Annotated in this window: 18 protein-coding genes; all 18 read left to right on the top strand. The window is 55.7% G+C overall.

Translation table 11 applies throughout. The annotated features are described in order from the left end of the window. Nucleotides 1-139: 139 nt before the first annotated feature. Entirely contained in the window at nucleotides 140-1,402 is a 1,263-nt protein-coding gene (fabF, locus tag CLV80_RS00980; protein WP_106353818.1) for a beta-ketoacyl-ACP synthase II, read from the top strand. Further along, on the top strand, nucleotides 1,402-2,559 hold the full coding sequence (gene mltG / locus CLV80_RS00985) for an endolytic transglycosylase MltG (protein WP_106353820.1): 1,158 nt from the start codon (nucleotides 1,402-1,404) through the stop codon (nucleotides 2,557-2,559). The genes fabF and mltG overlap by 1 nt, the downstream gene beginning before the upstream one ends. Before the next feature lie 158 nt (nucleotides 2,560-2,717). Next, the gene (locus tag CLV80_RS00990; RefSeq protein ID WP_106353822.1) at nucleotides 2,718-3,044 is read left to right on the top strand and encodes a hypothetical protein; all 327 of its coding nucleotides are present in this window, start codon (nucleotides 2,718-2,720) and stop codon (nucleotides 3,042-3,044) included. After that, a complete protein-coding gene (locus CLV80_RS00995) occupies nucleotides 2,977-4,335 on the top strand; it encodes a DNA-packaging protein (RefSeq protein ID WP_106353824.1) in 1,359 nt (452 codons plus the stop codon). Before CLV80_RS00990 ends, CLV80_RS00995 begins: the two co-directional genes overlap by 68 nt. A 117-nt stretch (nucleotides 4,336-4,452) precedes the next feature. Next, on the top strand, nucleotides 4,453-5,634 hold the full coding sequence (locus tag CLV80_RS01000; protein WP_106353826.1) for a phage portal protein: 1,182 nt from the start codon (nucleotides 4,453-4,455) through the stop codon (nucleotides 5,632-5,634). After that, complete coding sequence (locus tag CLV80_RS01005) at nucleotides 5,624-5,836, top strand: hypothetical protein (RefSeq protein WP_106353828.1); 213 nt, start codon at nucleotides 5,624-5,626, stop codon at nucleotides 5,834-5,836. The genes CLV80_RS01000 and CLV80_RS01005 overlap by 11 nt, the downstream gene beginning before the upstream one ends. Further along, nucleotides 5,833-6,363 carry an HK97 family phage prohead protease gene (locus tag CLV80_RS01010; RefSeq protein ID WP_106353830.1) on the top strand — a complete coding sequence of 177 codons (531 nt, stop codon included), beginning with the start codon at nucleotides 5,833-5,835 and terminating at the stop codon, nucleotides 6,361-6,363. The genes CLV80_RS01005 and CLV80_RS01010 overlap by 4 nt, the downstream gene beginning before the upstream one ends. A gap of 31 nt (nucleotides 6,364-6,394) precedes the next feature. After that, a complete protein-coding gene (locus tag CLV80_RS01015) occupies nucleotides 6,395-7,576 on the top strand; it encodes a phage major capsid protein (RefSeq protein WP_106353831.1) in 1,182 nt (393 codons plus the stop codon). A 164-nt stretch (nucleotides 7,577-7,740) separates the two neighbouring features. After that, on the top strand, nucleotides 7,741-8,340 hold the full coding sequence (locus tag CLV80_RS01020; protein ID WP_106353833.1) for a head-tail connector protein: 600 nt from the start codon (nucleotides 7,741-7,743) through the stop codon (nucleotides 8,338-8,340). Then, nucleotides 8,337-8,675 (top strand): head-tail adaptor protein, encoded by a 339-nt coding sequence (locus tag CLV80_RS01025; RefSeq protein WP_106353835.1) that lies wholly within the window; start codon nucleotides 8,337-8,339, stop codon nucleotides 8,673-8,675. Before CLV80_RS01020 ends, CLV80_RS01025 begins: the two co-directional genes overlap by 4 nt. After that, on the top strand, nucleotides 8,672-9,085 hold the full coding sequence (locus CLV80_RS01030; RefSeq protein ID WP_106353837.1) for a DUF3168 domain-containing protein: 414 nt from the start codon (nucleotides 8,672-8,674) through the stop codon (nucleotides 9,083-9,085). The genes CLV80_RS01025 and CLV80_RS01030 overlap by 4 nt, the downstream gene beginning before the upstream one ends. Nucleotides 9,086-9,106: 21 nt before the next feature. After that, nucleotides 9,107-9,523 carry a phage major tail protein, TP901-1 family gene (locus CLV80_RS01035; RefSeq protein WP_106353839.1) on the top strand — a complete coding sequence of 139 codons (417 nt, stop codon included), beginning with the start codon at nucleotides 9,107-9,109 and terminating at the stop codon, nucleotides 9,521-9,523. Then, entirely contained in the window at nucleotides 9,523-9,837 is a 315-nt protein-coding gene (locus tag CLV80_RS01040) for a gene transfer agent family protein (RefSeq protein WP_106353841.1), read from the top strand. Before CLV80_RS01035 ends, CLV80_RS01040 begins: the two co-directional genes overlap by 1 nt. Next, nucleotides 9,834-10,037: a rcc01693 family protein gene (locus tag CLV80_RS01045; protein ID WP_106353843.1), complete on the top strand. Its 204-nt coding sequence runs from the start codon at nucleotides 9,834-9,836 to the stop codon at nucleotides 10,035-10,037. The genes CLV80_RS01040 and CLV80_RS01045 overlap by 4 nt, the downstream gene beginning before the upstream one ends. Further along, entirely contained in the window at nucleotides 10,030-10,689 is a 660-nt protein-coding gene (locus CLV80_RS01050) for an RcGTA-type gene transfer agent tail tape measure protein (RefSeq protein WP_106353845.1), read from the top strand. The genes CLV80_RS01045 and CLV80_RS01050 overlap by 8 nt, the downstream gene beginning before the upstream one ends. Nucleotides 10,690-10,700: 11 nt before the next feature. Then, on the top strand, nucleotides 10,701-11,333 hold the full coding sequence (locus CLV80_RS01055) for a DUF2460 domain-containing protein (protein ID WP_106353847.1): 633 nt from the start codon (nucleotides 10,701-10,703) through the stop codon (nucleotides 11,331-11,333). After that, nucleotides 11,330-12,214 (top strand): phage/gene transfer agent baseplate hub protein, encoded by an 885-nt coding sequence (locus tag CLV80_RS01060; RefSeq protein ID WP_106353849.1) that lies wholly within the window; start codon nucleotides 11,330-11,332, stop codon nucleotides 12,212-12,214. Before CLV80_RS01055 ends, CLV80_RS01060 begins: the two co-directional genes overlap by 4 nt. Beyond that, nucleotides 12,211-12,642: a C40 family peptidase gene (locus tag CLV80_RS01065; protein WP_106353851.1), complete on the top strand. Its 432-nt coding sequence runs from the start codon at nucleotides 12,211-12,213 to the stop codon at nucleotides 12,640-12,642. The genes CLV80_RS01060 and CLV80_RS01065 overlap by 4 nt, the downstream gene beginning before the upstream one ends. Nucleotides 12,643-12,646 lie beyond the last annotated feature (4 nt).

A 12,646-nucleotide genomic window follows, 5' to 3' on the forward strand; every position in this document is an offset into this window, starting at 1 on the left:
TACTTATAAGTTGAGCAGTAATGGGCAAGAGTTGTTCCTTTGTCGGCAACCCGATGCTGGCGTAGTGACGCGGACTTGCTCCTATGCTGTTGGCTAGGTTATTAGTGCATTCAAATACGCCAAAAGGTGAGGGCAGAATATGCGTCGTGTCGTTGTAACAGGCTTGGGTTTGGTAACCCCGCTAGCTGATGGAGTCGAAAAATCCTGGGAACGGATTTTGGACTGTCAATCTGGCGCTGGTAAAATTACGGGCTTTGATCCCAGCAAGGTAACCACGCAATATGCGTGTGAGGTTCCGTTGGGCGATGGCACCGATGGTACATTCAACGCCGACAAATACATGGATCCAAAAGAACAGCGTAAGGTCGATACCTTTATCATGTTCGGTATGGCTGCTGCCCAGCAAGCGATTGAAGACGCTGGTTGGATGCCCGAAGATCGTGAAAGCCTCGAGCGGACCGGTGTTCTTATGGGCTCTGGTATCGGTGGTTTAAATTCGATTGCGAACACTGCTGTGATGATGGCCGAAAAAGGCCCGCGTCGCGTTTCCCCATTTTTTGTGCCGGGTGCATTGATCAACCTGATTTCTGGTCAGGTTTCGATCAAATACGGTTTCCGTGGTCCGAACCACGCTGTTGTGACCGCATGTTCAACTGGTGCGCACGCGATTGGTGATGCATCGCGTTTGATCCAGCACGGCGATGCTGACGTTATGGTCGCTGGCGGTGCTGAAGCTGCGATTTGTGAAATCGGTATTGCGGGCTTTAATGCCTGTAAGGCACTGAGCACAAAATATAACGACGATCCTGCAAAGGCGAGCCGCCCTTGGGACGAAGACCGTGACGGTTTTGTCATGGGCGAGGGATCTGGGATGGTCGTGCTTGAAGAATACGAACACGCCAAAGCGCGTGGTGCTAAAATCTATGCAGAGGTTCTTGGTTACGGGCTGAGCGGCGACGCACACCACATCACAGCCCCACCACCTGATCACGAAGGTGCAGAGCGCGCGATGCGTGCTGCTTGCCGGAACGCGGGGATTGAACCGACGCAGATCGATTATGTGAACGCGCATGGTACTTCGACGATGGCTGATACCATTGAATTGGGCGCTGTTGAGCGTTTGGTTGGTCCAGAGGCAGCGGCAAAACTGACGATGTCTTCAACCAAATCAGCGACGGGTCACCTTTTGGGTGCCGCTGGTGCGATTGAAGCCATTTTCTCGATCCTTGCGATCCGTGATCAGGTTGCACCGCCGACAATCAACTTGGACAATCCTGCGGTTGAAACCAAAATTGATCTTTGTGCGAATGCAAAGCGCGAGCGTAAGATCGACATCGCATTGTCTAACTCGTTTGGCTTTGGCGGCACGAATGCTAGCGTCGTGTTCGGAAAGGTCACCTAATGTGGCGCCATATCGCGTCTAATTTTCTGACGTTCTTTATTGTTGCTTTGTTCCTCTTGGTCGGTGGTATCGGCTGGGGAATGAAGCAATATTCTGCGCCGGGCCCCTTGGAGCAGGCAATTTGTTTTCAGGTCGATCGTGGGACGAACATGTCTCGTGTCGCTTCGAAACTGGTTGATCAAGGTGCAATTTCGTCTGAGTTCATTTTTGAGACGGGCGCGGATTATTCTGAGAAATCTCATCTTTTGAAGGCTGGTAGCTTTCTGGTTCCAGAGCAGGCCTCGATGGAAGAGATCGTGAGCATTGTGACACGTGGTGGTCAGAATACTTGCGGTACCGAAGTCGTTTACCGTGTTGGCATCAACAAGATGCAAATTCAGGTTCGCGAGCTTGATCCGGCGACGAACCGTTTCATTGAACTTGTGAACTATGATCCGTCCGAAGTTGAGACGCCTGCGGAATACACCGAAGTCCGTGAAGCATCCGATACCCGGTATCGTGTTGCCTTGGCCGAAGGTGTGACTAGCTGGCAGATCGTAAACGAGCTGAGCGCGATTGATATTCTGGTTGCTGACGTGCAAGAGACCCCGCCTGAAGGTTCGCTTGCGCCTGATAGCTATGACGTTACGCCAGACACGCGTGTGTCATCGATCATTGCGCAGATGACAGAGCGGCAGTCTGCGATCATCGCAGAGGCATGGGCAGAGCGTGCAGATGGTTTGCCTTTGGAAACTCCAGAAGAAGCAATGATTCTGGCAAGTATCGTCGAGAAGGAAACAGGTGTTCCTGAAGAACGTCGTCAAGTTGCGAGCGTATTTGTGAACCGCTTGAACCAAGGCATGAAGTTGCAAACAGACCCCACCGTCATCTATGGTATCACGCAGGGTGAGGGGATTCTGGGTCGTGGTTTGCGTCAAAGTGAATTGCGTGGTGAGACGCCTTGGAACACTTATGTGATTCCGGGGCTGCCGCCGACACCGATTGCCAACCCTGGCCGTGCGAGCATCGAAGCGGCGCTGAACCCAGATAGCACCGAGTATATCTTCTTTGTGGCTGATGGTACTGGTGGCCACGCATTTGCGACAACATTGGACGAACATAATCGCAATGTTGCCCGCTGGCGCGAGATTGAAGCTGAGCGTGCATCTGACAATTAAGATGCTGTAAAGGTTAATAAAAATTCAGCCGAGGGTGCGCGTCCGTACCCTCGGCTGATTGACTTTTGGGCCTGCCTGTGCCTATAGTTGTCGTGCTAGAAGGCGTCGATTATCGCCTCTCGATGTAACGGAAGTTCACCCCTTACAGGCGAATATACATGAACAAATTAGACGATCAGGGGCAGGTGGCCACTGATGATGCATCGGCCCGCGTGACCGAGATTGCGGAGCTATATGTGAGTGTTCGGAATACTATCCGTCACATGATTGCAGAAATTGGGCTGCCGACTGATGTGGCCTCTAAACCCCTTTTGACAAAGCTAAGTGAATTACAATCCGCGCATCTCAAGGTGCTTGCGGCAGAGGAGGCGTTTCATGCCCAACAGCAAGCCAATCAGTCCGACGCCGATATCGACTATGACGCCCTGCGCGCTGACATCGGGAGCCAACTTGATCGCCTCCGCGCCGCGACTGACGCAGGTTGAGTTTCTCAAACAACTGACGCCTGCGCAGGTCGCAGCGCTGCCTTATCTGTTCGACTTTTGGGCTTTGCAACATCAACTACCACCTGACGGTGACTGGCGCACTTGGGTCATTTTGGGCGGTCGCGGTGCGGGCAAAACGCGGGCAGGGGCCGAATGGGTGCGTGCGATGCTGGAAGGGCCACGCCCCACGGTGCCTGGTCGTGCCCGCCGCATGGCGATTGTAGCCGAAACGATGGATCAGGCCCGCGAGGTAATGGTTTTTGGTGAAAGCGGCATTATGGCCGTCAGCCCGCCGGATCGTCGCCCAGATTGGATTGCCACGCGCCGCTTGCTGGTTTGGCCCAATGGAGCGCAGGCGCAGTTGTTTTCTGCACACGAACCAGAAAGCCTGCGTGGTCCGCAATTTGATGCCTTGTGGGCGGATGAACTGGCGAAGTGGCGCAAAGGTGGTGACACGTGGGATATGTTGCAGTTTGGGTTGCGGTTGGGTGATCACCCTCAGGCGTGCGTTACGACGACACCGCGCCGTGCAGCAGTACTGCGTGATTTGCTTGAGATGGACACGACCGTGGTCACCCGTGCGCCGACGCAGGCAAACCGGGCAAACCTTGCACCGAGTTTTATCGCTGAGATTGAGGCACGTTATGGTGGTACGTCTTTGGGCCGCCAAGAAATCGACGGTACGTTATTGGATGACGTTGATGGTGCTCTTTGGGGGGCTGATCAATTGGCAGGGATGCAGGCCGATCATTTGCCGCCCTGCACGCGGGTCGTCGTTGCGATTGATCCGCCGGGGACATCGCACAAGGGATCCGATGAATGTGGGATTGTGGTTGCTGGTGTCGTGATGCATGGCCCCCCACAGGATTGGCGTGCCTACGTGTTGGCTGATGTGTCTATGTCTGCGGCGCGGCCAACGGATTGGGCGCAAGCTGCGATCAATGCGATGGACCGGTTTGGCGCGGATCGTTTGGTCGCTGAGGTTAATCAGGGGGGGGACATGGTCGAGGCCGTTTTACGGCAGGTTGATCCATTGGTGTCTTATCGGTCTGTTCACGCCTCAAAGGGTAAGGTCGCGAGGGCAGAGCCGATTGCCGCGCTTTATGAGCAAGGTCGTGTGTGGCATGCACGTGGGTTAGCCAAGCTGGAAGACCAGATGTGTCAGTTAACGACGCAAGGTTTCGTCGGCCGTGGATCGCCTGACCGGGTCGATGCGTTGGTTTGGGCGCTTTATGATCTGATGATTGAACCGGCCCAAAATTGGCGTAACCCCAGCATTCGCGGGCTTTGATCCCGTTGCGTAGGGGTGCGTACGCATCCCTACCATCTTTGTAATCATTTAAATGCAAATTGTTTTCATGGATCGCAGACGGTCATCAACGGCCGATTGGCACCAAAGGAGTTTTGAATGTTTGAATTCTTGAACCGCACTGCGTCGGATCAGCCGGTGGCTGAGGTCAAAGCCTCTGCCACGGGGCGTGTGATGGCGATGTCCGGTGCGGGCCGTGTGGCGTGGAGCCCGCGTGATGTCGTGTCACTGACCCGGACAGGGTTTGCGAATAACCCGATCGGGTTTCGTGCAGTTAAGATGATTGCTGAGGCGGCCGCTGCCGTACCGGTCGTTCTACAGGATGCAGAGCGCCGCTATGACACCCATCCGGTGTTGGCACTGCTGAACCGTCCAAATGCCGGGCAGGGCCGCGCAGAGTTGCTTGAGGCGTTGTTTGGTCAACTGCTATTGACCGGGAACGGTTATCTTGAGGCTGTCGGCGATGACGGTCTGCCGCTTGAGATGCATGTCTTGCGCTCTGACCGGATGTCGGTTGTGCCCGGTGCTGATGGTTGGCCGATGGCCTATGAATACAGTGTGAACGGTCGCAAGCATCGCTTTGCGGTTTCAGATGGGCAGGGTCCGATTTGCCATATTAAGAGTTTTCACCCGCAGGATGATCATTATGGACTGTCTGCTTTGCAGGCTGCTGCGAATGCGGTGGATGTTCACAACGCTGCTTCGCGTTGGTCAAAGGCGTTGCTGGATAATGCAGCCCGGCCATCTGGTGCGATTGTGTATCGCGGTGCGGATGGGCAGGCATCACTGTCGGCGGATCAGTATGATCGCCTGCTGAGCGAGATGGAAACCCAGCATCAGGGTGCCCGCAATGCTGGTCGTCCGATGTTGTTAGAAGGTGGATTAGACTGGAAGCCGATGGGGTTTTCGCCATCAGATATGGAGTTCCAGAAAACCAAAGAGGCCGCCGCGCGTGAAATCGCGATTGCCTTTGGTGTGCCGCCGATGCTGTTGGGGATTCCGGGCGATGCGACCTATGCCAATTACCAAGAGGCAAACCGCGCGTTTTACCGTTTGACTGTGTTGCCGCTGGTCACGCGCGTCACAAGTACGATTGCGGATTGGTTGTCCGATTTCACCGGCGAGCGGATCGAGCTGCGCCCGGATCTAGATCAAATCCCAGCGCTTTCAGCTGAACGAGATGCCCAATGGCGTCGCGTGGGCGAGGCTGCGTTTTTGACCGATCCCGAAAAGCGTGCGTTGCTTGGTCTTCCTGCGGTCGAGGTTGGCGATGCCCGGTAAGGTCGTTGATCTGAAAGGCAAGCCACACAGTGAAGTGAAACCTCCGGTTTCGGATTTCTGGTTTGCCCAAGTTGATGTGCGCCTTGGTCGGATCGAATTCATGGTCACGCGGTTAGAACGTCAAATATGGGCCGTGGTCTGCGGCTGTTTTGGCCTGTTGGTTTTCGAAATTGTGAAAGCACTGAGCGGGAGAGCGCTATGAGTTTGGAACATAAATTTTGCCAGTTGGGTGCTGATGTCACAGTCACAGATGGATCGGTGATTAGTGGCTATGCATCCTTGTTTGGAAAGGCTGATCAGGGCGGTGATACTGTGGTGCCGGGAGCATATGCCGTGTCACTGGCACAGGGTCGCCAGATCAAGATGCTATGGCAGCACGACCCCGCCCAGCCGATTGGCGTTTGGGACGAGGTTCGTGAAGACGCCAATGGCCTATGGGTTAAGGGCCGATTGCTGACTGATGTTGCTAAGGGGCGCGAGGCCGCCTCATTAGTCAGCGCCGGCGCGATTGATGGGCTGTCTATCGGATATCGCACCGTGAAGGCCCAAAAGAACGACAAGGGCGGACGCCTTTTGTCTCAGTTGGAGCTGTGGGAGGTGTCTTTGGTCACATTCCCCATGCTTCCCGATGCGCGTGTAGCGGCCAAGGGGGATGATCCTGCCGCCGGTGCGATGCGTGAATTGGCAGCGGTGTTTGAAGATGCCCGCCGTTTGATGGCGCGGGACTAACCCCCGCCGCACCACAATCAAAGGAAGATTGATGAGCAAGACTGAGAGCGATTCTCGGGTCGGGGAAGATGTGTCTCCTGCCCGCGAGCTGAATGTGGCCGTTGCCGGTTTCATGAGCGAATTCAAAGACTTTTCTAACGGCATTAATGCCAAACTTCAAAAACAGGATGACCGGATGAACAAGCTGGACCGTAAGACAATGATGAATGCCCGCACAGCGTTGGCGACAAATGCTGCTGAGGATGCGCCGCACCAAAAGGCGTTTGCAGCTTATCTGCGTTCAGGGGATGATGACGCGCTGCGCGGTCTGGAACTTGACGGCAAGTCGCTGAATACGTCAATTGCGGCTGATGGTGGCTACTTGGTTGATCCACAGACGTCGGACACCGTGAAGGGTACCCTTTCTTCGACGGCGTCGATCCGTGCGATTGCGAATGTCGTGAACGTCGATGCGACGTCGTATGATGTGCTGGTTGATCATACCGAAATGGGTGCGGGCTGGGCGACCGAAGCGGGTTCCGTGGCTGAGACTGACACACCGCAGATCGATCGTATTACGATCCCACTGCACGAATTGTCTGCGCTTCCAAAAGCGTCGCAGCGTTTGTTGGATGACAGCGCGTTCGACATCGAAGGTTGGCTGGCCGGTCGTATCGCTGATAAATTCGCTCGTTCTGAAGCGGGCGCGTTTATCAATGGTGATGGCATCGACAAACCTACGGGTCTGATGACATATCCAACTGTCGACAACGACATTTGGGCTTGGGGTAACATTGGCTATGTGCCGACAGGTACAGCCGGTGGGATTGATGGCGGCGACGCTATCGTGGACCTTGTTTATTCGCTGGGTGCTGAATATCGCGCGAACGGCACATTCGTGATGAATTCCAAGACGGCTGGCACAATTCGCAAGCTGAAAGACAATGATGGCCGTTTCCTCTGGTCTGATGGTCTGGCTGCGGGCGAGCCTGCGCGTCTGATGGGTTACCCAGTGCTGATTGCCGAAGACATGCCTGATATTGCGGCGGACGCGATGGCGATTGCCTTTGGTGATTTTGGTGCGGGTTACACCGTTGCTGAACGTCCTGATCTACGCGTCCTGCGCGATCCGTTCTCGGCCAAGCCACATGTGCTGTTTTATGCCACGAAACGTGTTGGCGGTGCCGTCAGCGATTTTGGCGCAATCAAGCTTTTGAAGTTCGCGACCAGCTAAGGCTGGCGTGAAAGCGGGGGCGTGATCGCCCCCGGTCCCCGGACGCATTCAAGGCGATCCTGTGTCGTCTAGCAGCTTCCTTCCGTCCGAGTGATGCAGGGTGGCCTGCGTCCGGGGTTCTTGACCTTAACGGTCCCAAGATCAGAAGATTTCGGAGATAATCCATGATGTTAGTCGAAGAGACCACCGTGCCGCAATCGGCGCTACCGGTCGCACAATTCAAAGACCATATGCGCCTTGGTTCGGGTTTCTCGGATGATGGGTTACAAGACGGCGTGCTAGAAAGCTATCTACGCGCTGCCATGGCCGCAATCGAAGCGCGCACTGGTAAGGTACTTATTGAGCGCGAGTTTAGCTGGACGCTGACCGCGTGGCGCGATGCCCGCCGTCAGCCGCTGCCTGTTGCCCCTGTGAGCGCGATTTCGTCCATGACCCTGATCGCGATGAGTGGTGATGAGGTTATTCCTGATGTGGGCGCTTGGTATCTGGAACCAGATATGCAGCGCCCCAGCATAAAGGCGAGCGCCGCTGCGCTACCGTCTATCCCGACAAATGGTACCGTGCGCGTTGGGTTGATGGCTGGCTTCGGTCCCGAATGGTCAGATTTGCCTGCTGATTTGGCGCACGCCGTATTGATGTTGGCTGCGCATTATTACGAGTTCCGTCATGAGGTTTCGCACGGCACTGCGTCGATGCCGTTTGGCGTGTCTGCCTTGATCGAACAGTACCGCACCGTGCGTCTGTTTATGGGGAACCCGGTATGAAAGCCCCGCGTTTGAACCGCGCGTTTGTGTTAGAGGCCCCTTTGCAGGTGAGCGATGGCGCTGGTGGCTATGTTCGTGAATGGCAGCCGCTGGGTATTCATTGGGCAGCGGTCAAGGCTGGCTCTGGTCGTGAGGCGGCCGCGTTTGCTGCGACTGTTTCACGTGTTCCTTACCGGATCACGGTGCGCGCTGCGCCCCAAGGTGCACAGTCGCGTCCCGTTGCAGGTCAGCGTTTTCGCGAAGGTAACCGCATTTTCAACATTACGGCAGTAGCTGAGCAGGGCAGTGATGGCCGGTTTCTGACCTGTCACGCGCTTGAGGAGACAGCATCATGAGCTACGGAGTTGCTTCAGCGCTGCAAGCCGCCGTCTATGGCCAATTGTCGAATGATCCCGATCTTATCGGTCTTGTTGGTACAGCAATCTATGACGCGTTGCCTAGTGGCGCACTACCACCGTTGTATGTGGTGTTGGGTGCCGAAGATGTACGTGATGCGTCGGACAAAACTGGCGGCGGTGCGCTGCATGAATTTACGGTGACTGTTGTGACCGAGCGCGCGGGGTTTTCGACTGCAAAAACCGCCGCCGCCGCCGTGTCTGACGCTTTGGTTGATGCTGATCTCACGCTGACCCGCGGCGCACTGGTGTCCCTGAGTTTTTACAAGGCGAAGGCCGCCCGTGTTGGCACGGGTGACGTCCGCCAGATCAACCTGATTTTCCGCGCGCGTGTCGCGGATGACGCTTAATCCCTAAAAGGAGTACTGGCTATGGTAGCCCAGAACGGTAAAGACCTGCTGGTCAAAATTGATATGACAGGCGGCGGTTTGTTTGAGACGGCCGCGGGCCTGCGTGCGACCCGGATCAGTTTTAACGCTGAGAGCGTCGATGTTACGAGCCTTGAAAGCACTGGCGGATGGCGTGAATTGCTGGGAGGTGCAGGTGTTAAGACTGCATCGATTTCGGGGTCAGGTGTGTTTAAAGATGACGCGACTGATGAACGCGCGCGTCAGATTTTCTTTGATGGTGAGACCCCAAATTTTCAGGTGATCATTCCTGACTTTGGGACTGTCGAGGGCCCATTCCAGATCACGTCGATTGAATACGCTGGGTCGCATAACGGCGAGGCAACCTATGAGCTGTCGCTTGCATCGGCGGGCGCGCTGACCTTTACGGCGTTGATCTGATGGCGAACCCTTGGACCGGCGAAGCCGAGGTGCGCATTGATGGCGTGTCACACATTTGCAAACTGACTTTGGGCGCATTGGCCGAGCTTGAGGCGCGTTTGGGTGAAGGGTCATTGATTGACCTGATCCGCCGGTTCGAGGGTGGCGCGTTTTCAAGCCGCGATGTGATGGCGGTCGTTGTCGCGGGGCTACGCGGCGGCGGATGGCGTGGGACTTCTGATGATTTGATGACCGCCGAAATTGAGGGTGGCCCCATCGGGGCGGCACAGGTGGCGGCGACTTTGCTCGCGCGTGCCTTTGCCACGCCCACATGATCGGGCTGGATTGGCGCGGTTTGATGCAGGCTGGGCTGCATGGATTGCGCCTGACGCCGGATCAGTTTTGGGCGCTTACCCCGGCTGAACTGCAAATCATGCTGGGCCTTACCCAAACGTCGCCCCCAATGGGCCGGGACCGATTGGCCGAATTGCAGACCGCATTTCCTGATGTGGATAAGGAGAATTTGGATGGATGATTTGGATAAGATTGATCAGTTAGAGAGTGATGTCAGTGCGCTAGAGCAGACAATTGGTGATGCGTCGCAAGTCACCGCAGCCTTTGATAGCCAGTTGCGCGGCGTCCAAGGCGCGCTGGCGGATACGACACGCGATTTAGGTAATCTTGAACGCGGGTTTTCTGGTGGGCTTCGCCGTGCGTTTGATGGCCTGGTTCTGGATGGCATGAAGTTGTCCGACGCGCTGAGCGGTCTCGCGCAATCCATGATCAATACTGCCTATTCGGCTGCTGTTAATCCGGTGATGAACCACATGGGTGGTGTTTTAGCTGATGGTTTGAACTCGGCCGTGTCGAGCTTGATGCCTTTTGCCGATGGTGGTGCGTTTACCCAAGGACGCGTGATGCCATTTGCCAAAGGTGGTGTTGTGAGCAGCCCAGTGACCTTTCCGATGCGCGGTGGCACCGGGTTGATGGGGGAGGCCGGGCCAGAGGCGATCATGCCGCTGTCGCGTGGCGCTGATGGTCGTTTGGGCGTGCGTACCCAAGGGGGCGGTTCTGTGACTGTGAATATGAATATTACAACGCCAGACGCCCAGAGCTTTCAACGGTCCCAAGGGCAGGTTGCGTCACAGATGGCGCGCGCCTTGGGCCGTGGCCAACGTAACCGATAGGAGAAGAGCTGATGGCATTTCACGACATAAGATTTCCCGCCTCGCTGAGTTTCGGTTCGGTGGGCGGCCCGGAACGCCGTACCGATATTGTGACGCTTGCGAATGGGTTTGAAGAACGCAACACGCCTTGGGCGCACGCCCGTCGTCGTTATGACGCGGGTATGGGGTTACGGTCACTTGATGACGTCGAAACCTTGATCGCGTTTTTTGAGGCCCGCCAAGGCCAGCTTATTGGGTTCCGTTGGAAAGATTGGAGCGATTTCAAATCTTGCTCTCCATCAAAAGGGATTGATGCAGAGGACCAGTTGATCGCGATTGGGGATGAAGTCACCGCCCAGTTCCAACTAACCAAGACTTATCGGTCTGGTGACACAACATACGCGCGTCCGATTTCTAAGCCTGTTCCAGGTTCAGTGCGTGTGTCGATTGGCGGCGTGCTGCAGCAAGAAGACGTTGATTTTAGCATCGACAGCAACACGGGTGTGCTGACTTTTGGTCATCCGCCAGATGTTGGTTCAGATATTCGTGCGGGCTTTGAATTTGATGTGCCAGTTAGGTTCGACACTGATGCGATCATGACGTCGGTTTCGAATTTTCAGGCTGGCGAAGTTCCCAATGTTCCAATTGTGGAGGTCCGCGTATGACCGTCGCAGCATTGCACGCGCATTTGGCGACTGGGGCCACGCATGTCTGCCATTGTTGGGCGCTAAAGCGTGCCGATGGCGTGACCCTAGGGTTTACGGATCACGACGTGGCTATCGACTTTGACGGTATCACATTTACCCCAGAAAGCGGGTTAAGCGCGCGTGCGCTGGCCAGTACCACAGGCCTGTCTGTGAACAACACCGAAGCGATTGGTGTGCTGTCTGCGGCGGCTATTACCGAAGCGGACATTGATGCGGGGCGCTATGATGGGGCGGAAGTGACGACTTGGTTGGTGCAATGGGATAACCCAGCGGCCCGGCAAGTGCGGTTTTATGGCACGTTAGGTGAGATCACGCGGGCGCAGGGTGGTTTTCAGGCAGAACTACGTGGATTGACCGAGGCGCTGAACCAACCGCAGGGCCGATCTTATCTAAAGACGTGTAGTGCGGTTTTGGGTGATCGGCGATGTGGCGTCGATTTGGATGATCCGGCGTTTGCGGTTACGACTGAACTGACCTCCACAACCGATGGTCAGGTGTTTTCGTTCGCTAATCTGTTTCCGTTCAATGACCGCTGGTTCGAAGGTGGTCAGCTTATCGTTGAGACCGGTAAGGCGGCCACGCTGCGCGGCGTGATAAAGTCGGATGTTGTGGTTGAAGGAATCCGTAAGGTCACATTGTGGGAGCCGATCCGCACCACAATGGAAATCGGTGATCGTGTTAGCCTGATCGCAGGTTGCGATAAGCGTGCGGCGTCGTGCCGAGAAAAATTCAGCAATTTCATTAACTTTCAGGGCTTTCCTGACATCCCCGGTGACGATTGGCTGGTGAGCGTACCGCGGAGTAGCGGCGTGAATTCCGGTGGGAGCCGCAGCCGATGACGCCTCCTATCGTAGAGGTGGCTCGGGATTGGATTGGCACGCCTTATCTACATCAAGCGTCTGTTCGGGGTGTCGGGTGCGATTGTTTGGGATTGCTGCGCGGTGTGTGGCGGACCCTTTATGGCGCTGAGCCTGAGCTTGTGCCAGCCTACACGGCGGATTGGTCCGAGCCGCAGGGACAAGAGGCGCTTTATCAGGCGGGGTTACGTCATATGGATGATGTGACGGGAACGCCTTTGGCGGCAGGCCAGGTTTTGTTGTTTCGAATGCGTAACGGGGCTGTCGCAAAGCATATTGGTATTCTTTCAAACGCGGGTAGCGTCCCAGCATTTATTCATTCGTATTCCGGGCATGGCGTGGTCGAAAGCCTGCTTTCTGCCCCTTGGCGTCGACGCATCGCCGCGCAATTTGAGATTTCAAAAGGATAACTAG

Source organism: Yoonia maritima (assembly GCF_003003285.1).
In the GTDB taxonomy this organism is placed as follows: Bacteria; Pseudomonadota; Alphaproteobacteria; order Rhodobacterales; family Rhodobacteraceae; genus Yoonia; species Yoonia maritima.